Consider the following 20,331-nt stretch of genomic DNA (forward strand, 5'->3'; position numbering starts at 1 on the left):
GGAAAGTCGTCGTGGAAAAAAAGAATATAAAACGGCACCGCTTGTCGATTGCCCGCCTCTTGCTTGCGATCCTGCTGGTTGGAGGATTCGGGGGTTTCGCAGTCGCGACCGTATGGAGAGCGGGCGTTGATATGTATGTTTACGCGCAGGGTACAGGTCCAACCTGGGTTGCCCCTTATGTTGATATCACCTCTAAACCCGAGGTCTATTTCGAAAGTGCAGAGGATTCGTTACTAAAAAATGTAGTTATCGGTTCGATCGTCTCTAGCCGGCTTGATCCAAAGCAGCCAACATGGGGTTCTTATTATGACTTGGACGCAGCCGCACGTGCACTGGACCTGGATCGCAGATTGGTTCGGTTCCGAGAGGAAGGTGGGGTCGCGATAATATCATTTGGAGGAGATGCTACAAGCGAGATGGCATCGGTGAATAGCAACGCGGAAGATTTAGCGGCGGCTTACCAAGCGGTGATCAGTCGTTATGAATTAGAGACGTTGGACTTCGACTTGAATAACGCTGTGCTTGCAGACGTAGTCGCCACAGAACGGCGAGTTGCCGCTCTTCAGAGTCTTCAGCGCGACAATCCAAATATTCAAGTTTGGTTGTCTCTGCCCGTATCGATGGAGGGCCTAACAGCGGGCGGGATCACGATGATCGAAAGCGCATTACTCGCTGGGGTCGAGCTAGCCGGCGTTAACGTCAGGACTATGGATTATGGGCTGTCAAGATCCGGCGACTTGTCCTTGTGGGATCTGACTCGACTTTCGTTGATGGCGACGAAGCAGCAACTAGCGGAGATTTTTTCGGCCTCAGGTCAGCCGAAAGACGATGTTGAGCTCTGGGGGATGATAGGTGTGACCCCTATGATCGGTAAAAATCAAACGGCAAGGGAGACGTTTACGCTTAAGACCGCCAATGCGCTAATAGATTTTCTACGCGAACACCAAGTCGGGCGGGTATCTTTTCTAACGGTTAATCGAGACCGGCCTTGTGGTGTTGGAGATGGTGTTAAAAAGGCGTCTGGTACCTGCAGCGGAATCGACCAAATAAAATATGAGTTTGCTAAGTTGTTCATCGATCGCTTTCCGGCCTCGCTCTCAAACACAGCTGCAGGTGGTCAACAAGACTTTTTGCCTCCAGTGGGTGTCGCAATGAACCACGCAGAATTATACCCGTACCCGCTTTGGCGCCAGCAAACGGACTACGACGAAACTGAAAAAGTGGTCTGGCAGGGACGGGTTTATAAAGCGAAATGGCACACCCGAGGCAAGCAACCGGATGCCCCGGTCCTTGAATCTTGGGATAGCCCGTGGCTTTATCTGGGGCCGGTTCTGGAAAGCGATCGAAAGGCTGTCCAATTGGCAAACGCCAATTCCAGTGACAGGATAAAGTGGACGCCTGAACGGGTATTTCTAACTGACGATGAAGCGGTACACAACGACATGATGTTTCGCGCTCGGTGGTGGACTCAAGGAGAGCCTCCAGCCTATAACACCGAGCGTTCTTACGATCACCCTTGGGAGTTTTTGGGGGCTGTGAATTGCGAGGGCGGCACCTGCAATAAGAGCGGAAGGGCCGCGTCTCTTCTAGTCAACTATGGTGGCCTAAGCGGTGTTAGTCTGGAAATCCGTGAAGAGGATGATGGTATCTCAGGTTCTGGGACTCTTGTTCAATCGCATGCTGTACAAACTGGTCAGAAGACCTATAAGTTATGGAAGGGATCCTACGACCTTATCTTCAAAGTTGGCTCGAGTGAGTTGATTCTCGACAGTGTCGACTGTGAAAGTAGGTCATGCACTGCCGGCAACATCACCTCGACCTTAGCGGTAAATTACGAAGGGTTGACCAATATCACTATGGCGCTGCATCAACCAGACGCAGTTCAGAAGACGACGGGCCAAATCATCGATGTCCGAACGGCTCAGAGTGGCCAAAAAACCTATAAGGTCCTGCGCGGTCATTATGACCTGGTGTTCGAGATGGGACCATCCAGGTTCATTGTTGACTCGTTGGATTGTACTAATCGCAACTGCAGTCCTGGTGATATTGCTGCGACGATGTCCGTAGATTTTCAAAATCTTGAGGATATATCGATGGAGATACGGGTTGCAGATGGACGCGCTGGTAGTTCAGGCCCAATGGTGCAACTGCTCACGGCGCAAAGCGGCCACAAAACTTATCACGTGTTCTTCAACCAGTACGATCTTATCTTTAAACAAGGCGCCTCAGAGTTGATCAAGGATGCTGTTGACTGCCGTTCTGACAATTGCGATGCGGGTAGAATTGCGGCGGACCTTACGGTTGATCTAGGTGAGGCAGCCGCTTCGGTGGAGATTCGTATCGATGATGGTCAGCAGGGGAGCACCGGTGGTTTAGTTAAAATTCATCCCAGCCAAAGTGGTGTGCAGCGGTATTCAGTGCTCAGAGGCATCTATGATGTCTCCATGAAGGATCAAGACTGGACACTCGTTGAAGATGCTATCGATTGTTCTGACAAAGCATGTAAATTGCGCAGAAACTCGCGGCTACCTGACGTTCAAATAGTAAAACTTGAAAAAGAACTGGCAGCGCTGGGGGAACAGTATATGCCCAGCCACCCCGATTATATTTCATTGCTTACGCGTATTGAGCAGTTGCAGGATAATAGGTAACTCAATGGGCCATTAACGTTTTGGCGAATAGAAAACCGTTGGCCCGATCAAAGTTAACATTCCAATTGAACACCCCACCAATAGGTTGCGATAGGGCAACTCGCGGGGCAATGTGCTTGCAGTGAGTACTGCGATTAAGGCAGCTGACCGCTTCGATGATGGCGTTTAAGTCGCCACTGGGTAAACCGTCTGATCTTTGTCCATTACTCGCGGGGTACCCAAGAACGACCTGCTGCGGTTCGAGTAGGGCCTGAGTATTATTGATGAAGGAATGCGGCGCTCCTTGAGCCCACAGTTCGAGTAAGTTGAGGGCCATGGCGACGGAGGCATTGGCCTGATTGTCGGCGCTGATCGGCTGTATTTCGCCATCAGGGCCATACATGCCGCCGGAATTATAAACTTGCACGCCAACCCACGTTAGGTGATTTCGGATGTTGGCAATAAGCGCTGAATAGTTCAGAGTTTGTCCCTGTATTAGCCGATTTGCAGCAATATTCAGGGTCTGTGGCGCCAGCGTTATAATCATTTTGGGGTGCCGATCGACCAGCTGATTAACGACTTCCGTCATCGCGCAGACGCTGCCGGTTTGTGCCGTGAGGCCGGTTGTTGCGCTAAAGAGTTTTTTACAGGCCTCTACACTGCCGGCTGTTATCAAATCCGTGCTTGCCGGCGCTGACAAACCCGCTTCAATGTCTATATCAATGCCGTCAAAGTTAAAACGCTCGATCAAATGAGAGATAGAATCCGTATAAGCGCGCGCAGTGCTGGTAAAGGAGCCCTGGCTTTTTTGGATGATGTTGAAGCTGCGTTCAAAGTCAACCGTACCGAAACTTGATGAGGCACCACCTAAAGACAGTAAAACCTTAATGCCTTGCTGCTGTAACTGCATTACATACGTTTTAAGGTCGATTTTTTGCGCCCCATCACCGGAGCTGATCTGAATATCACCGTACTTATCAGGTGACATTACAATACACTCTTTTTCGATGGCGCAATTTGCGTCAATGCTGAACACGCCAAATGCGATTAGGATATGCGTATAGTTTGCGTCGGACAGCTCGTGAGGGGACGCTATAGAGTTCAGGTGACTGCCCGAATTGTTCCAGTTTAGGGGTAGATAGCCAATCATGCGTTGAATTTTTGGGCGCCCGACCGGCTGCTCAGCCGTCCTGGCGGATGACATTACCGAAGGTTTCCGCGGCAAATAACTTGTAGGATCTTTTGATGCGAATGGCGTCTTCCTGTCACTGCGGTTGTAATAAACCGCTACGGATTCTGAGGCATAGGCTATACGTGGAACGCCGTAATTTAGTGCTATAGTTTTTTGGGGCTTCAGTGTCGAGCGAACGTATGGCTCCGATTCAAAAACCAGCTCTAATCGGTGGATGTCAGTTTGTGACGACCACTTGATCTCAGGGTAAGAAGTATTGTCATTGTCACTGAACCAGATATTTTCAATCGGCTGGTTGTCCTTAAATTCAACCAAGACGTTGTTTAGATCAATGTTGTAATTACACTCATTGGCCAAAGTCAGTGTAACGATTCGCCAATTTTCATTGCCTTGTTGTGCAAATTCTGGCGCCATGCAACTGATCTTTACGGGGGCCTCGTCCTTAATAGAGTTTGCTCGGAGTCCATCACAGGAAGTCAGCAAAAGGAGTGAAAGAAAGAAGCGAAGATTCCGGGTCACTGTGAATGTCCTTACGACCTTATGTAAGCAATAACTCTATCCGGTTTGATAGAGCATCGTGTCGAGTATTAACATAAAAAAATTTGATCTGAATCTTGCTAGTAGTTCCGCTAGTATAATCGATTGTGCAGGGCTAGAGGTATTAATCCTTCTTATACTCAGACGAACCTTTATGCTGAGCGGTATTTTTTTCCAATACTTTTCTGAGTACTGGCAAGTTAACTTATTTTTCCTCGAAAAGTAGAGATTTAGAATTCATTGCACCCAATAAAAAACCTAAAGTGGGAGTTGGCGACTCGATTGCCGGCGCCAAGGGCCGAATTATGTCGGCTCAGCCCATGACCTCAAGTTGACTTGTCAGTACCCATACAAACGGCCTGTTGAGAGAAGGTTTCCTTACTGGTGCGGATAACTGTACTGAATACATTCACGAAATGCCCACCTGATGACCTGAGATGCGCCTTGCAGTGGTGGTCATGCAATTCCTATCCGGTCAATGATGTCCTGGTCCGCGACACAGGCGACGACTCTGGCAGAACCACCGCAGCGACTGCATACCTCGATGTCGATGGTGAACACACATTTTTATGCATCCGTTGTCGCACCTGCGTAAGTTGTTTGTCCGGTAGCCACGAACCAAAAAACCAGAGACTTGTGAAGGGTTGGCGATAAGCAGTTTCAAACGCGTTAACCGGTTTGACACGGCGACTCACAAAATCTTAACATCCACCCTATCAGTGACAGTCGGGAAAAGAATGAATATCCCAAGCTACAAGAGTCACGGAGCTTTAACGTTAGTCAGTCTGCTTCTGATCATGCTCGGTGGATGTCAGTCGCCACCCACTGCACCGAGTGTCATAAATGATCTCGACCATGCAGTAGCCAGGGGTCACCCTACCGACTACGTTATCTCTCTAGGACCAAGACCCTTCTACCTGTTGGATCAGCTCCGCGAGGGCCCGCTTCGCACCCAGCTTGAGGCTTGCCGTATAGGGCCTTTCCGGCCGTCGCGCTTCTCGATTGGCCATCGTGGTGCACCGCTGCAGTTTCCAGAACACACGCGAGCGTCCTATTACGCCGGCGCGCGCATGGGTGCGGGCACGCTCGAATGCGACGTGACCTTCACCCGCGATCTAGAACTGGTCTGCCGACATGCCCAATGTGATCTCGCAACAACCACGAATATCCTCGAGACACCACTGGCCTCCGGCTGCACCCAGCCCTTTGAAGCGGCGCGCATTGACCCGTCATCCGGCGTGCTTGAGGCACCCGCCCAAGCCCGTTGTTGCACCAGCGACTTCACCTGGGTCGAACTGCAAACGCTAGACGCCAAGATGGACGCGTTTGATCCGCGCGCGACAACCCCTGCAGGCTACCTTCGCGGCACCCCATCTTGGCGAACTGATCTCTATTCGAGCGGAGGTCGGATTGTCTCTCATGACGAGAGCATTAGTCTTTTTCGCTCACTCGGCGTGGCGATGACACCGGAACTAAAAGCTCCATCGGTCTCGATGCCGTTTGAACAGAGCTATACCCACATCGACTATGCCCGAGCCGTCGTCGACGGCTACCGAAACGCTGGGATTCCACCGTCTGACGTTTTCCTGCAGTCGTTCGACATGGATGTTCATCGCGAATGGGTGGCCTACGCACCCGATTACGCACGGACCGCGATTCTCGGGGTGGTAACGTCGCCACATGGCAAGACGCAGACGCTTGCTTATGTCGATTCCCTCCGCCAGGCCGGCATTGAGACTGTGGCAGCGCCGGTCTCGATACTCCTTACGCTCAATGAAGATGGTCAGCTTACTGCGACGGCTTTCGCAAAAGCGCTGCGTAAAGCTGGAATTGCGATTGTCGCCTGGACTCTCGAACGATCTGGGCGGATTCAGGACGGACGGGTCGAGGACAGCGCATCTGATTTTTATCTGGGGTCAATGCTACCGAGTTTCGACAATGACGGAGATATCTATCGAGTAATTCACGCGCTGAATGTTCAAGTCGGCGTGCGTGCGATCTTCTCTGACTGGCCGGCAACCGTTACGTACTACGCGAACTGTCTTGGCATGGAGTAGGTAAGTATAGGATAAAGAGAAGGGCTGTCGTGAGGACACCTCCTCATCAATACGAGTTACCGCGCCTAAAAATATCAAGGCTAGTCGGTCTGCGTCTCTGAATGTCTGCCGATGTGAGTGATCGCACAATTCATAGCCGTTCATTCCTGAACGATAGCATGCAACAGTCCGTGCCACGCATTTTTCAGTAGAGTGGTCACCGAATATCTTTTCGGTACTCTGGTCGGCCTGCGACAATCTCGGCTCGCGGGAGGAAGCTACATGCTGCGGTGCGATCTCTTGCTTGCGGACGCTTTCTTACGATACGGCGCACCGGGCCACCAGGCTTTACTCGACCCGCCCTCTCAGTCATCGAGAACGCCGTGCCCACGCTCTGTTGGAGACATAGCTCATGACTATCTGTTTGCGCGGTTTGGCGGTTGCGGGACTCTGCCTGATTTTCTCATCTGCAGGTCTAATGCAAGACGAGACGCAAGCGAAGTACTTTCCCATCTGGGTTTTGGGCTCCGCAACAGGCGAAGCCCTTAGCGGCGGCCGGGGTCTAGCGATTGTATAAAATCTTAGCAGAAACAGATAGATAGAAACCCGACGAACACGTCGCCATGCCGTTGCGAGTCCGGTTGTTCAGTTCCGGCTCTTGGGCCTGTCACTCCCCATTTTACTTGCACTTTCAGGGGCACCAATCGAATTCACCGCCTTTCCATCAGTCCTTCTAGGGTCTGCTAGATTACAGTAGTAGTTAAAATTTTCACGAGCGACGTAAATACCCTTTGGACTGCGCTGAGGTGAACATGATGTAAAATGGCTACGATGCTGTTTTAGCTCCCTGCTTCCATCACATCGGCTGATATCAGCTCTCTAGACTCTGTCGATTCCGGACAAATCACCAAGACCGTATATTGGGAGGGAGACCCTACCACGTATGCCCACAACGGCCTCCTAAACGTCATAGGTATAAGCTTTGAAGGACTCGGGCCGATGGGGACGATTAACCTTTTATATACTGCAGGCTACCTCATATTCGACTCGTCCCTCCTGGCATCTCCGATCCAGGACGCCTGGTTACAGTTCGACGTGACAGGTGTTGCACACGCGGGACGCGGTATGCTCTTGCAAATACAGAAGGTGCAGGGCCTTACCGCTGGCGAGCTGTCGGCGTTGCCCACCGGTCCGGTGACCCATTCTGACTGGCAAGCAGTGGGCGGTGTCATCATAGGCGGACAAGAGCTTAGTCAGCTACAACCTATCACCACACGCGGCATCGTAAGCGTCCCTTTGAATGCCGAGGCGATAGCGCTCATAAATAACTCAGGTGGTCTATTCTCAATGGGTTTGGCTCTGGCGCCGCCTAATCTGGGGGACGTTCCGCTGCCGGCGATTTCTATGAGTAGCTTGCCGCGTCTGTTCGTGAGCAGCCATATCGCGGATCCAGAAAACCCCGTATTACCTCCCCCAGCCCCTCCAGGTGGCGGCTGGCAGTTTGATTCTTCGGCTGAATTTGACTATTACGACCCAGAAGTTTCAGTTGGCTACAGCTAAGAAACCAATAGCGATGATTTGGTATTTGCGGGTGTCAAGATACCCTACGATTACGGCGATGGCAGTTTCGACCTGTTTTTGTATGACGAATTACTGCTGACCTACATTGATTCGGGAATTGATATAGCAACGACTTCCTATTTTGACTTTGCAATCAATTTGGAGGCTGGATTGAGGAGATTTGAGCTTCGAGGCATTGAACTGGAAGCGGAGGTCGATCCTGCTGACCCCCAGGGGTTTGTCACCGGCCTGGACTTTTCTGGCGCTATAGGAGCTGGGTTTTGTATGATGCCAATCGTACACGGACAAATTACCACGGCTCAACCCGATACTGATCTCGATGGTATATTGGATGCATGCGACAACTGCCCGGAAGTTGCCAATCCGGATCAAGAGGACAGTGATGGCGATGGCCAAGGTAATATGTGCCAGCTTCCGCCTGGCTGTATTTGAGTATTCCCGGCCACCAAGCGCTTCCGGTAAGAGCAGTGAGGCTATTTTTCAGCAGAGCCCCTTTATTTGTACTAAACTTCGAGGCAGGGAGGCGAAGGTTAGCCCTTAGTGTGCCCAAAAGGTTACTAAGTAGTAGCTACGCTATATTTGATGAAAGGGCAGCAGTTGCAGTTTTACAGGGTATCTCCAGACCGAACAAGGGGTGGAATTCAGTGCTGATATCTCAACTGTGGAAAGTGTTAGTAGTCGTCGTTCTGGTGAGCCTGGCTGCTGGCTGCAAGCTGGCAGTTATTGCTGTGGAGGGCGGCGCGGTTAACCCATCATCTGGCGAGGTGTGCCAGCCTGTCTCGCCTTCAGTCGCGGGAGCGGTGTGCATTCACGAAATAGATACGACCAACTATTCCAATACGTTTTACGCTACCCCCGATGCTGGCTGGTATTTCGCCAAGTGGAATTCCGGCGGCGGCTTTCTGTGTAAAAACTCAATTAGTGTGGCTTGTGTTGTATCCAATGTCGGTTTTGCAGGGAATGCACTTATTGAGGCGATCGTAGGTTCAGACCAAATGTACTACATCATGCCGATATTCAAAGAGACACCAGACACCGTGACGGTTGATGGCAACGAGTGGTATCAGCCGTCTCTTTTTCGCGGTCTCTCCTGGAACGAGATTAATGGTGTTTGTCCGGGAGGCGAATGTTTTGGTGAGCTAAATGGACGTGACTTGACGGGTTGGACCTGGGCACCGGTTAGTAACGTTAACGCGCTGTTCAATAGCTATATCGGCTCGCCCGAGTTGGGGCCCGGTCCTGATTCATTCGCTGGTTCGGCTGGTGTGCCAACATGGGCAACGCAATTCTTCAGAAGTGGTTGGCAGGTCACCTTTGTAGACCCTGGGTACAGTGCCGGAACCTTGGGATGGACGGCGACCTCAGAGAGCCCTGAGGCGGCGTACCAGGCAGGCATTATTGCAAGCGAAGGGGGGGGCGCTAGTGGGCACAATGCAGGCACATCTTTCGCGCCATCCAAAGGACTACAGGAAGCAACTCGTGGAGGGTGGTTTTATCGTTGATGTCCTGCATCTTAAGAGGGCAGCCTGACCGAAATCACCGTGGTCTGCCAAGTATAGGGAAAATAAACGGCCTGTTGAGAGTAGGTTTCCTGGTACTGACAAATTAACTTCTGTGAAACTAGAAATGTCGGCATCTTCATTTAGGCAACTGCCCCGCTCCATTCTGCGAACGCACTTTCCCTGAGATTCCGATAATATTCGGCTCTAACCAGATGCCTACTCAGATTGAAGAGATTTAAAACTGCTGCATCTGCACCTAGAAACTGCTGTGGCTGCCTGGTCGACTTGAACTTCCTCATCCCTCGCTCCCTGAACCTCGTCGCCTCGTGGGATTGCTCTGCCCGATTATTCTCATACTGTTGCGTACTGTGGATCGTGTCAGGAATCAGTTCCCTGTGAGCGACACCGTAACTTCGCAATTTATCGGTCACCATTTTCCTGGGTTCGCCGCCATTGTTTCGTATAAGGCGCCTGAAGAATCGCTTCGCTGCTGCGCCATTCCGCTTTGCCTGCAGGTAGACATCAACCACCTCGCCATCCTGGTCAACAGCACGCCACAGCTAATGCTGCTTACCGTTGATCTTAATGAAGACTTCATCGATGTAGAACGTGTCGCCGTAGGCTCTGTGTTTTTGTTTCCGTCGACGGGAGTATATGACACCAAACTTGATACACCAGAGACGAATCGCTTCTCGGCTGACAGTGATTCCTCGTTCGGCACGTAGATCTTCGATGTCTCTGTGGCTGAGATTGAAGCCATAGTAGAGCCAGACGGCGTAAGAAATGATGTCAGGTGGGAAACGGTGACGTTTACATGTATTCATTGTCTGATTCTAGCAATTACCGCGAGTTCAGTTGTCAGTACCAAAATAACACTATTCCAGCGCACTTCCGGCTATCCCCCAAATTTAGGTGTCGGAAACAGCACAAATTTCATAATTAAAAAACTAACTACAGCCTCGGCAATAGAAGCGGCCACGATAATGAACATATAATTTAAACCAAAAATATCAACTCCAATGTAAACAACAGCATTGATCGCCGCGAGCAAGGATAGACGCATAATCACAAAACCAGAACCCTGCTTTAAGTGGGATCCGGCATGATCCCTAAAGACAAAGTATTTATTAATCAGATATGAATATAAATATATTATCGCAATAGCACCATTCATGCTGACCAAATAATGGAAGTCTCCATACTCGACAAAGCAGTACACCAATGACCAGTTAATAGCCGCCGTTGAAGCGCCTCCAACGAGATAACGAACTACTTGGTGAGTTTCGTGCATGGAATCCTTACTTTTCTATTGGTGACAATAATGTAAAAAAAACATGCGTCCATCTAATAATATCTGTTCATTACAGCAAAAGGTATGACTAAAAATGTCGCTACAGCAAAGGTGGATAAAATCCCTCTTTGCAACTTTACACCTAAATTCGGTTTATCAGTGAAGCCAGCAATTAAAGATAAAAAGAAAGCCACAGGAATAAAATATCGTCCCTGCACACCATGAATCGTCAAACTCCCAACGGGAGTCCAAGATATATTTAAAACCAGAAACAACCCGACTATGGTAAAAAGCAACACCAACACAATAAGCAGCATCCTCCACCGCACTAACTTCCCACTCTCCTCCCTATAAGACGATTTCATAGGGCCAATCGCAAAAATTATTGATAGAGCTGCAAACCAGTAGTACCACTTCGGCATATTTACATCCAGGTAGCCTAGTTTTCCAATAAACGAAAGAAAGTAAAAGTCATAATTTGTCATCCAACTATTTATGAACAGACCCGCGAACTGTAATGGGCCGTTTAACATCTCTTTCGCCTGCAGAGCATAGGAAACCCCCTCTGGCCCGAACGGGACGGATACATTTACGGTTAGATATATCGACCAAAGTGCGACAAGGATAAAACTGCTGAAAAATGAAACAATAAGTTTCAACCTAATTTCCCTGCTACGCCAATGAAGCAGAGAAAATACCAAAAATAATAAAGATAGCGCAACGTATGGCGGCCTCGCCATCGAGATCAAAATAAGTAAAGAACAAGCGGAAAACAACGTAATATTATTATTCGCACTTTCCTGAGACTCAAGTTTTGAAAAATATGCTGCACATAACGCTGCCAGTGAAAAACCAATAGAATCTTGGCTGACCGATGCCATCTGAGCAATAGTCATCGGCAATACTAATATGCAAAAAAGGACTGATGATCCACGCTTAGTTATATAAATTGCGGTAAACGCCAACAGTACTGCCATCAATCCACTTAACAGCCTTGAGAGAATTAGTGTGTCCGAAACACTAATATCCACTGCTTTTCCCAGCGTTATTCCCAAACTAGAAGGAAAATAAAATATAGGTGGGTAGATGCTCACATTGCGTGTGTCCGCCCACCTAGTCTCGTCCCATTTTATTTTTTTCGCGGCACGTGAAACTGCCGGATCAATCTTCACATCAGGCTTAAACGCAATATGCAGATATAACCCTTCAACTTGATATATATTCGAGCTAGAAGAACCCCCAACACTAAATTCTTCAGGCTCACTTAGATTAACGCTCTTTTGCGGGAAGAATTCACCTTCTGCGACTTGGTATGCTCTTTGATAATGCCCTCCCTCATCTGGAACTTGAAAAGAAGGTATGTTAAACGCAAGAAATATCGTGAGCGGAACCGCATATAACAAATATATGCGGCTATAAAACTGGTTATCTGTTAACTTCTCAAACATTAAGACTACCTTTTAGGCGATGTTTAATCATCAAAATTAAGCTCACTTGCCACAATCAAGCGCCGACTAGTGCATCTTTCATGCCTATCTTTCGGAGATATTCCTTTTCAATAAGGCTTTAACGGATATCATTTCCACGAACAGAAAATTTAGCTATCGGCATCACCCTAGTATGAATTTCCGCCAAAGGGATACGCGATAAAAAACTGGCACATCAATTAAAAATCTGCGAACCACGAGTGCCGTTCCAATTAAATACTGAAATATTCAATAATACTCGTCCGCTAATCGCACTCTTGCAACGGCTCCAACGGCGAGTTAGTAATATCATAATGCAAAGAATTTAATAATAACTGAAAGCCCATGATCAAAGGTAGTACCGAGATCATCACAGTCCCTGTGGGCGTTTGAACACCAGCAGAAGACGATTCACTCCAACTAAACACACCAAACACCAAACCAAAAGCCATCATCAATAAACCCAAAATTAATTCAATACTAGCCACATTAAAGTCACGTAAAAAGTAGGTGTAAAATATACGCTTTAAGCACGCCTTGACATAGAGAGGCGTAAACTCAATTATTACTTTCCTAATATCTAAACTACTTTCTTCGTCCTCATACTTTGCATCCATAGGTATATCCCTAACCACTGCTCGTACTGTGCCTAAACGAAACAACATGTCACTTTCAAAAAAATATCTTTGGCTGATTTTCTCTAGTGGCAAGCACAGAAGAGCAGCTCGATGGATTGCAGTATAACCATTAGTTGGATCCATGATTTTCCAATAACCACTGGAAAATTTATTGACGAAAGATAAGATAGCATTTCCAACTTTTCTAACTGCTGGCATTAGAACTAATGACTCGATTTGATGAAATCGATTGCCCTTTGTATAGTCGGCCTGCCCTAGCAATATTGGCTTAATCAATTTTGGTATTAAAGCTGGATCCATTTGGCCATCACCATCAATTTTTATAATTATATCCATGCCATCTTGCAAGGCTTCCACATAGCCTTTCATCACGGCTCCGCCGACTCCAGTATTTTCTGGATTAAAAAGAACTTTAATGCGCTGATCCCTATTACAGTCTAAAACCAACTGGCCACTGTGTTGCGGGCAGCAGTCATCAATAACATAAATACTTTCAACTTCACTACCAATGGACTCAAGAAGGGAAAGAACTTGCTTTCTCACTTTATAACAGGGAATAACTACTGCAATGTTCATTGTTTACCACCCTCTTAAAATATTAGTCTAAAGGTTCTCAACCATTTCACCTACGAAAATCTCGCTGCAAAAGTCGGTTACGCAGCGACTAAATATTTTCATGCCATCCAACATAACAACTACATAGGAAATAAAAATACGACCTACTAGGCTTAATTAGATCAATTGTATTGAACACTAGATACTCCTGGCGGACACCTATCTTTTGTATGTGCATGGCTGGCGTAACTCTCTGGATAAAAAGCGGTCATGTCTATCAAACCCGGGTAGTTTATTAATTAGGGGATGCCATAGCCCAAATGACGGTACTGACAAGTTAACCGCTTGAGTCCAAGATAAACCCCTTCCACTATTCTTCACGAAGACTTCATCAATGTAGGAGGTATCGCCGTAACCACCGTAGTTTCGCTCTAATCTTCGAGGGTAGATTGCTCGAAACGTCGACCGATCTAGGTCAAGGTCCCGATGAATAAATCACGTGCGCTTTTTTCGTTGGCGGCACCAGCGTAACGATTCTCGTGTACACTCTACGCTTGCTGATTCAGGAAGGACATACGTGACTGCAGAACCACTTAAGGAAATATTCTGGTCGCAAGTCAGCGACCGACCAGATTTGACGGCAGTCACACGACTCGCAGAGGATGCCAAGAAGGGAGGCTTCACCGCCGACGCGGAACTTCGTATACGCGTCGCGGCCGTGTTGGCGCATGTCGGATTTCTTGCGCCGGATCGCGCCGCAGAAGTGTTCGACGCATTTGCCGCCAGCTGGCTGGAGAAACCAGTGGGCGCGGCACCGATCGCCGCCCTCGATCTGTCGACTGGAACCGTGCCGGATGAGTTCTTGGATACCTACTGGTCGATTGTCGAAGACGGCGTGGCGGGAAGTCTCGACGCAGCTTCAATCACAGAGCGAACTGCCGGATTGGGAGGACTGCAAAACGAGGCCTTTCAAGACCGGCTTGTGCGATCCTCGATGCAGTATCCGGGAGTTAAGGAGATTGCAGGACGTTCGACGCCTCCCGGTGTCAGACTGCCGACCTTGGCTGCGTGTCAACTCGGCTCGATCGGAAGACAATATCATGACCTGATCGTCGACAACGGATTCGATCTCGAGGTGCTCGACAGTCATGCACTCGGTTTGTCAAAACTCCCACCCCCTCTCGACTATCTCAACGCGCGCAATCTGCAGACCCATGATCTGTGGCATCTCGTCGCGGGATACGAGACGACAATTCTGCATGAATTCGCGATCGCTGCATTTCAGCTCGCGCAGTTCGGTCACAGCTACTCGGGCAATTTGATGGCGGTGATGACGGGGGTTGCCGCGTTGAGTCCGGCGATCGGTTTTCCAATCTTGATGGATGCCGTGCTCACCGCATGGGTGCATGGGCGCGAAACCTCACCTATGATCGGCATACGCTGGGAAGACTCATGGAACCTCAGCGTGAAAGAAATCCGCGAAAGCTACGCAATCTTGCCCTACGTGAGTCCACACCCCGCGAATCTTATCGAACTCGGAGCCGCGGCAGCCTGAAGACGACTTGAACCTCGAACAAAGTTGTGTATGCCGTCGACTGGTCACAGCACTCGGCTTTGACAAGTTAAAAAATCTGGCGGCAATAAATCCGAGCCTGTGCATCGCGAATTAGTCATTCACTCATGAAATCAATGATGTAGCCTTTCGGCCCTAGTTCGAAAGTTCAGTCCAGAAAATCGCTTAGGATTGTTCCACTGACTCCAACCGAACTCCCAAACCGACCCGCCCTAGATTCGGCATACCTTCGGTCTCGGCCACACCGCCCTACTCCACTCCTCAAGCGCACTCACCCTCAGATCACGATAGTGCTATGCCTTGATTAAGTGCCTTGCAAGATTAAATACATTGCTCTGCACAGCATGCGGGAAAATTGAAGCTTCTCAGATATTAGTTTGCCTCATTATTGTCAGCGCACAACTTTGGTGGCGAAGCTGCGAATCTCGTCTACAAATTCCGCGGGGCGTTCCATGGCCGCAAAATGTCCACCTTTGTCGAACGTGTTCCACTGCACAATATCGCTGTACACGTTCTCGCACCAAAGCCGCGGGAACAACATTAACTCTTTGGGAAAGCGCGCCACTCCGGTGGGCACCGCAACTGGTGCTTCAAGAAATTTCAGTCTGGGGTTCTGCGTTACCTCGTAGTACAAGCGCGTTGAAGAACAAATACTTTGCGTGAACCAATACACGGAAATATTGGTGAGCAGATCATCCTTATCAAGAACCGACTCGATGTCACCATCGCAATCCGTCCAGCTATGAAATTTTTCTGTAATCCAGGCGCAGAGTCCGGCCGGTGAATCATTGAGACCTACGCCCAAGGTTTGTGGCTTGGTCCCCTGAATTTTCTGGTAGCCGGTTTCCATCTGCTCGAAGTGTGCCATGGTTGCCAGATCAGCAATCTCCGAAGCGGACAAACCCTCGTTGGGATCAGCGGTCATGGGGAAGCCAAAAGGCATATTAAGATGAATGCCGTAAAGGTGCTCCGCATCGATACAACCAATATTGGAAGTGATAAGCGCACCCCAGTCGCCACCCTGTGCTATGTACTTTGAGTATCCTAGGCGCGCCATAAGTTCGGCAAACGCTTCGCCCATTGCCAGCGTATCTACCTGTTCTGTCGTTGTAGTGCCGGAAAAGCCGTAGCCAGGTAGTGACGGGCATACAACGTGGAAGGCATTATCGGAGGTTCCACCATGCGCCTCGGGGTTCACGAGCGGGTCAATAACGTGCAGAAATTCTACAAAGCTACCTGGCCAACCGTGACTAATGAGCAGTGGCGTCGCGTCTGCATGTTTCGACTGAACATGCACGAAATGAATATCCATTCCGGCAATTTCCGTCTTAAATTGAGGGAAACGATTGAGCCGTGCTTCGTGTTTCCGCCAGTCGTATTGGTTGCGCCAATAGTCACAAAGAGACCGGATGTATTCTGTCTTTGCACCGTAGCGCCACTCAGTCCCCGGTATTTGATCGGGCCAGCGAGTGAGATCCAGGCGGCGCTTTAGATCCTCGATGTCGGCCTCGGGGATGTCGATGGTGAATTCTGCTATTTGCGCATTGAGTGCCTGCATTTCTTTTCCTGAGTGCTGATAGATGTGCATCTGATAGTACAGGGGATGCTGCATCATCTTCCAGTGTAACGAAAAATTACTTATTTACGGTCAGAGGAATCCAACCTCAGGTCTCAAGGAACTGCCATTCTCCATCCTGATCCAAAGCTCGCCAAAGGTAATACTGCTTGCGGTTGATCTTCACGAAGACTTCATCGATGAAAAAGGTCTCGCCGTAGCCACGGTGTTTTCGCTTTAATCTTCGAGTGTATATAGCGCCGAACTTGATGCACCACAGTCTGATACTTTCGTAGCTGGACGTGATACCTCGTTCAGCAAGCAGGATATCTCGGTGGCTGAGATTGAATCGATAGCAGAGCCAAACTGCATAGCGAATGCTATCGGGTGGGAGCCTATAACGCTTATCAGTCTTCATCGCCTGACTCTAGCAGTTTACTTGTCAGCACCCGCTAGAGGCTTTCTAGGTCAGTTTTGATGTCAGATCTTTCTGCAACGTTTTGCAAGTGATGAGATAAAGCAGGCCCCCTACTGCGTAAAGTGTCACGGTATACATTATCGACTGGCCAAGCCCCTGCGCTCGGGCAGACTGACAGGCCTCTGTCTGGGCCGCGCCCAGTGTTTCCAGCAGTTCTGCCTGAGTGCCGTCACAGGCCTGGGCGCTGATCACCGCACCGCCTTGTACCGACTCCAGTTGCCCGCTCATCAGCATGTCGCTGAGAAAACCGACGAAGATTGGCCCCAGGCCGTAACCGATCAGGTTTACAACAAACAACATAACTGCGACAGCGGTGGCCCGGGAGCGTGCACTGGCAACGCCCTGGCAGATCGTATACTGGGCGCCAAGATAGGTGTAGTGCAGCACATTCGCGACCAGCAAACATGCCAGTGCGAAAGAGACACTGTCAGTGGAAAAACCTACCCAGTAAAAGGGAACACAAAGTATCAGGCTGACCCCCGGGATCACTGCCACCGCATTGGGGTACCTGCCACTGGCGCGTTCGGTCAGGTAGCCTGCCGCCAGTGCCCCGACGGTGGCAGCGAGCCCCAGCGGAACGGAGATCTGGGTGGCTACTTCCGCCACATTCAAGCCGTGTGTGCGCTGGAAAAATGGCGCCGAAAAATTGCCAACACCGTAGCCAACGAAGGCGACTACAGTTGCGGCGGTGATGTTCATCCAGAAGGTGGTTTTCCGGGATAACTCCCGTAACGTATCGCGCAGGCCTTTCCTCTCCTCGTGCTTGGTGCCTGGCAGGTCTGAGTAGCCACGCGGAGGTTCCTCGAGGCTGAACAGCACGACAAACCCTATGACAACGCCAGGTATTCCCAGCGCGAGGAAGGCTTCACGCCAGGAAAACATCTGGGCAATAGGGCCACCGAAGGCATTGGCGAGAACGCCGCCCAGGGTGACGCCCATGGCGTAAGTGGCCAGTGCCCTGGCGCGACTGCGCGCCGGAAAATAATCCGCAATGATGGAGTTGGCCGGGGGGGTGCAGCCGGCCTCACCGATGCCGACCCCTATGCGAAAAACCAGCAGGGCGACGAAACTGCTGGCAATTCCGCACAAGGCGGTCATCAGCGACCACAAGATCACGCTACCGGCAATGATCCTGACCCGGTTGTAGCGTTCTGCCCAGCGGGCGATGGGTATACCCATGACCGTGTACATCAGTGCGAAGCCAAATCCTGACAGCAATCCAAACTGCCAGTCCTGAAGCTTGAATTCCTCTATGATTGGCTGGGCCACCACCCCTATCAGTACTCGGTCAACGAAGTTGAGGGTATAGACCAGGGTCAGTGAAATCAGCACGAAATTGCGATATGAACTTGTGCCGTAGGCCTGCCCTGTACTGGTCAATGGTGCTGCCGCGCCCATCGGTGTCCCTTACTGTTATTTTTGTTCAACACACAGTGCAACTTTTTAGCGATTTCAGCCAGCTATTTTTGTGATGTCCCCGTTAAGGTGGCCAGTACCGCGTTTGTAGACCCTGGGTATCACGCCGCAACCTTGAGGTGGACGGCGACCTCAGAGAGCCCTGGGGCTGCGTACCAGGCCGCCATTATTGAAAGCGAAACGGGGGGCGCTAACGAGCACAATGCAGGCACATCCTTCGCGCCATCCAAAGGACTACAGCAAGCAACTCGTGGAGGGTGGTTTTGTCGTTGATATCCTGCTTCTTAAGGAGGCAGCCTGACCGAAATAAACGTGGTCTGCCCCTATTTTCGCTATTTTCACGCTCGCTGAAAGTGGCACCAGTGCTCTTTCTTCGGACATAACTTGCCAGTATCATAAATAGCCAGACTCCATTTGGCTTCGGAGTATTGCCAGATACGTGCTGAGAGGCGATTATTCCTAGCCTATACGCAATTTAATCCAAACAGGTGAGAAGTAATGTCTGAATGTCCCTTTGCCAATATCATGGAGCCCACTTACCTGGGTGATGGCTACGCCGGAGACGATGTCGCGAATATCCGAGCCGCCGGTCCTGCAGTCAAGATCGATGATCCCTCAACCGGTGTTCCCTACTGGGCTATCACGCAGCACTCAGCGATCGATTTTGTGTCCAAGAACAACGATTTGTTCTCGTCTAGGCTGCGCACCGCGCTCCCCATGGAGTTCGATCAGGCAATGGTCGATGACATCCAGAGTCAAATGTTCATCAATCTGGATCCGCCGGACAATATCGACTATCGAAAACTGATTCGCGATCACTTTACACCCGCCGCTGTGGCAACCTATGAGCCCAGGGCGAGGGAATACGCCAGGAAGGTTGTCGACAGAATGACCGGTAAAACATCTTGCGAGTTTGTCACCGATGTAGCAGCAGAATTGCCGCTGCTGATGATTCTCGATTTCTTCGATATTCCAGGGGAAGACCGGCACAAGATATTTGAATGGACCAACGTCATGATGTTCGGCGATGATCCCGATGTGTCAGGCGGTAGAGAAGCCGCGGATACCGCCTCGCTCGAATTGATGCTCTATGCTCACCAGCTGGCAGGCAGGTATCGCAACTCCGATGTGAAGAACGTCAGTAGCCAGTTGTTGAACGGCGTGATCAATGGCGAGCCGGTATCCGATGATACCTTTGGCTGGATTTTCCTGATGATTATTGTCGCTGGGAATGAGAGCACGCGCACGACGATCACCCACGCGGTTCGCAACTTGATTGAGCACCCTGAACAGTATCGTTACCTGCAGGAAAATCCGGACAAGATCGAGGGCGCTATCTTCGAAATGCTGCGCTATAACCCACCGTTCATCTGTATGCGTCGGACGGCAACACAGGACATTACAGTGCCTGAGCTGGACAATGCGCCCATCAAGAAGGGTGACAAGATTATTATGTATTACCCCGGCGCCAACCGTGATCCCGAGGTGTTTACTGATCCAGAAGCCTTTGACGTTCACCGAGCTGACCAACAGGATCTCCCTCGCGATATACGCTCGTTCGGTATAGGCCGTCACAATTGTTTTGGCATGAACTTGGCGAAAATGGAGATGCGAGTAATGCTGGAGGAGATTCTCAGCCGCATGGACAACATGCAGTTCAATGGTCCAGTTGTCTATATGAAGTCAAATTTCGTGCAGGGTATCAAGGAGATGCCGATTACTTTCGAAATGCGCGACGCATAGCCCGGAGCCTTTGCAACAGTACTCGCAGGAAGCGAATCCACAGCGCCAAATCAGCAAGGACCCTACTGAAAAACGCGTGGCATGGACTGTTGCATGCCATCGTTCAGAAATGAACGGATATGCATCTTGAAAAGTTCC

Annotated in this window: 15 protein-coding genes and 1 pseudogene; 8 read left to right on the forward strand and 8 right to left on the reverse strand. The window is 49.9% G+C overall.

Features of this window, described 5'->3' with window-relative positions:
* The first annotated feature begins 11 nt into the window (after positions 1 to 11).
* Positions 12 to 2,651 (forward strand): hypothetical protein, encoded by a 2,640-nt coding sequence (locus tag ABXT62_RS14900; RefSeq protein WP_415356064.1) that lies wholly within the window; start codon positions 12 to 14, stop codon positions 2,649 to 2,651.
* 1 nt (position 2,652) lies between these two features.
* Here the strand turns inward: ABXT62_RS14900 and ABXT62_RS14905 are convergent, their stop codons facing one another.
* The gene (locus ABXT62_RS14905) at positions 2,653 to 4,236 is read right to left on the reverse strand and encodes a glycosyl hydrolase family 18 protein (RefSeq protein WP_415356065.1); all 1,584 of its coding nucleotides are present in this window, start codon (positions 4,234 to 4,236) and stop codon (positions 2,653 to 2,655) included.
* Between the two features lie 860 nt (positions 4,237 to 5,096).
* On the opposite strand from ABXT62_RS14905, the gene ABXT62_RS14910 reads away from it, so the two are divergent.
* The 4 genes and pseudogenes from ABXT62_RS14910 (at position 5,097) to ABXT62_RS14925 (ending at position 9,478) form a co-directional block, all read left to right on the forward strand.
* Entirely contained in the window at positions 5,097 to 6,416 is a 1,320-nt protein-coding gene (locus ABXT62_RS14910) for a glycerophosphodiester phosphodiesterase family protein (protein WP_415356067.1), read from the forward strand.
* Positions 6,417 to 7,394: 978 nt separating this feature from the next.
* Positions 7,395 to 7,955 carry a hypothetical protein gene (locus ABXT62_RS14915; protein WP_415356068.1) on the forward strand — a complete coding sequence of 187 codons (561 nt, stop codon included), beginning with the start codon at positions 7,395 to 7,397 and terminating at the stop codon, positions 7,953 to 7,955.
* Between the two features lie 327 nt (positions 7,956 to 8,282).
* A pseudogene (locus ABXT62_RS14920) lies at positions 8,283 to 8,408 on the forward strand (thrombospondin type 3 repeat-containing protein); the annotation flags it as partial.
* Between the two features lie 212 nt (positions 8,409 to 8,620).
* Positions 8,621 to 9,478, forward strand: coding sequence for a hypothetical protein (locus ABXT62_RS14925; RefSeq protein WP_415356069.1), 858 nt, complete (start codon positions 8,621 to 8,623; stop codon positions 9,476 to 9,478).
* A gap of 140 nt (positions 9,479 to 9,618) precedes the next feature.
* Here the strand turns inward: ABXT62_RS14925 and ABXT62_RS14930 are convergent, their stop codons facing one another.
* Positions 9,619 to 9,993, reverse strand: a complete 375-nt coding sequence (locus tag ABXT62_RS14930) for a DDE-type integrase/transposase/recombinase (protein ID WP_415358228.1) — start codon at positions 9,991 to 9,993, stop codon at positions 9,619 to 9,621.
* Between ABXT62_RS14930 and ABXT62_RS14935 the strand changes: the two genes are divergently transcribed.
* The gene (locus ABXT62_RS14935; protein WP_415358265.1) at positions 9,874 to 10,203 is read left to right on the forward strand and encodes a hypothetical protein; all 330 of its coding nucleotides are present in this window, start codon (positions 9,874 to 9,876) and stop codon (positions 10,201 to 10,203) included. The genes ABXT62_RS14930 and ABXT62_RS14935 overlap by 120 nt on opposite strands.
* Positions 10,204 to 10,373: 170 nt before the next feature.
* Here the strand turns inward: ABXT62_RS14935 and ABXT62_RS14940 are convergent, their stop codons facing one another.
* The 3 genes from ABXT62_RS14940 to ABXT62_RS14950 form a co-directional block, all read right to left on the reverse strand.
* Complete coding sequence (locus tag ABXT62_RS14940; RefSeq protein WP_415356070.1) at positions 10,374 to 10,769, reverse strand: GtrA family protein; 396 nt, start codon at positions 10,767 to 10,769, stop codon at positions 10,374 to 10,376.
* A 53-nt stretch (positions 10,770 to 10,822) separates the two neighbouring features.
* Positions 10,823 to 12,217, reverse strand: coding sequence for a DUF2142 domain-containing protein (locus ABXT62_RS14945; RefSeq protein WP_415356071.1), 1,395 nt, complete (start codon positions 12,215 to 12,217; stop codon positions 10,823 to 10,825).
* Between the two features lie 284 nt (positions 12,218 to 12,501).
* Positions 12,502 to 13,449, reverse strand: coding sequence for a glycosyltransferase family 2 protein (locus tag ABXT62_RS14950; RefSeq protein ID WP_415356072.1), 948 nt, complete (start codon positions 13,447 to 13,449; stop codon positions 12,502 to 12,504).
* A 556-nt stretch (positions 13,450 to 14,005) separates the two neighbouring features.
* Between ABXT62_RS14950 and ABXT62_RS14955 the strand changes: the two genes are divergently transcribed.
* Positions 14,006 to 14,983, forward strand: coding sequence for a Coq4 family protein (locus tag ABXT62_RS14955; protein WP_415356073.1), 978 nt, complete (start codon positions 14,006 to 14,008; stop codon positions 14,981 to 14,983).
* A 409-nt stretch (positions 14,984 to 15,392) separates the two neighbouring features.
* Here ABXT62_RS14955 and ABXT62_RS14960 read toward each other — a convergent pair whose 3' ends face one another.
* The 3 genes from ABXT62_RS14960 to ABXT62_RS14970 all read right to left on the reverse strand — a co-directional run bounded on the left by ABXT62_RS14960 (position 15,393) and on the right by ABXT62_RS14970 (position 18,432).
* Positions 15,393 to 16,559: an epoxide hydrolase family protein gene (locus ABXT62_RS14960; RefSeq protein WP_415356074.1), complete on the reverse strand. Its 1,167-nt coding sequence runs from the start codon at positions 16,557 to 16,559 to the stop codon at positions 15,393 to 15,395.
* A gap of 106 nt (positions 16,560 to 16,665) precedes the next feature.
* A complete protein-coding gene (locus tag ABXT62_RS14965) occupies positions 16,666 to 16,974 on the reverse strand; it encodes a DDE-type integrase/transposase/recombinase (RefSeq protein WP_415356075.1) in 309 nt (102 codons plus the stop codon).
* Positions 16,975 to 17,019: 45 nt separating this feature from the next.
* Positions 17,020 to 18,432: a spinster family MFS transporter gene (locus ABXT62_RS14970; protein WP_415356076.1), complete on the reverse strand. Its 1,413-nt coding sequence runs from the start codon at positions 18,430 to 18,432 to the stop codon at positions 17,020 to 17,022.
* Between the two features lie 516 nt (positions 18,433 to 18,948).
* On the opposite strand from ABXT62_RS14970, the gene ABXT62_RS14975 reads away from it, so the two are divergent.
* On the forward strand, positions 18,949 to 20,193 hold the full coding sequence (locus tag ABXT62_RS14975; protein ID WP_415356077.1) for a cytochrome P450: 1,245 nt from the start codon (positions 18,949 to 18,951) through the stop codon (positions 20,191 to 20,193).
* Positions 20,194 to 20,331: the final 138 nt, after the last annotated feature.

The organism is Halioglobus sp. Uisw_031, assembly GCF_047729875.1.
Classification (GTDB): domain Bacteria; phylum Pseudomonadota; class Gammaproteobacteria; order Pseudomonadales; family Halieaceae; genus Marimicrobium.

Excerpts from the sequence above, each read along its gene's own strand:
- ABXT62_RS14905 (WP_415356065.1), bottom strand. The coding sequence starts at position 4,236 with ATGGCGCCAGAATTTGCACAACAAGGCAATGAAAATTGGCGAATCGTT.
- ABXT62_RS14910 (WP_415356067.1), top strand. The coding sequence starts at position 5,097 with ATGAATATCCCAAGCTACAAGAGTCACGGAGCTTTAACGTTAGTCAGT.
- ABXT62_RS14915 (WP_415356068.1), top strand. The coding sequence starts at position 7,395 with ATGGGGACGATTAACCTTTTATATACTGCAGGCTACCTCATATTCGAC.
- ABXT62_RS14940 (WP_415356070.1), bottom strand. The coding sequence starts at position 10,769 with ATGCACGAAACTCACCAAGTAGTTCGTTATCTCGTTGGAGGCGCTTCA.
- ABXT62_RS14945 (WP_415356071.1), bottom strand. The coding sequence starts at position 12,217 with ATGTTTGAGAAGTTAACAGATAACCAGTTTTATAGCCGCATATATTTG.
- ABXT62_RS14950 (WP_415356072.1), bottom strand. The coding sequence starts at position 13,449 with ATGAACATTGCAGTAGTTATTCCCTGTTATAAAGTGAGAAAGCAAGTT.
- ABXT62_RS14960 (WP_415356074.1), bottom strand. The coding sequence starts at position 16,559 with ATGCAGGCACTCAATGCGCAAATAGCAGAATTCACCATCGACATCCCC.
- ABXT62_RS14965 (WP_415356075.1), bottom strand. The coding sequence starts at position 16,974 with ATGAAGACTGATAAGCGTTATAGGCTCCCACCCGATAGCATTCGCTAT.
- ABXT62_RS14970 (WP_415356076.1), bottom strand. The coding sequence starts at position 18,432 with ATGGGCGCGGCAGCACCATTGACCAGTACAGGGCAGGCCTACGGCACA.
- ABXT62_RS14975 (WP_415356077.1), top strand. The coding sequence starts at position 18,949 with ATGTCTGAATGTCCCTTTGCCAATATCATGGAGCCCACTTACCTGGGT.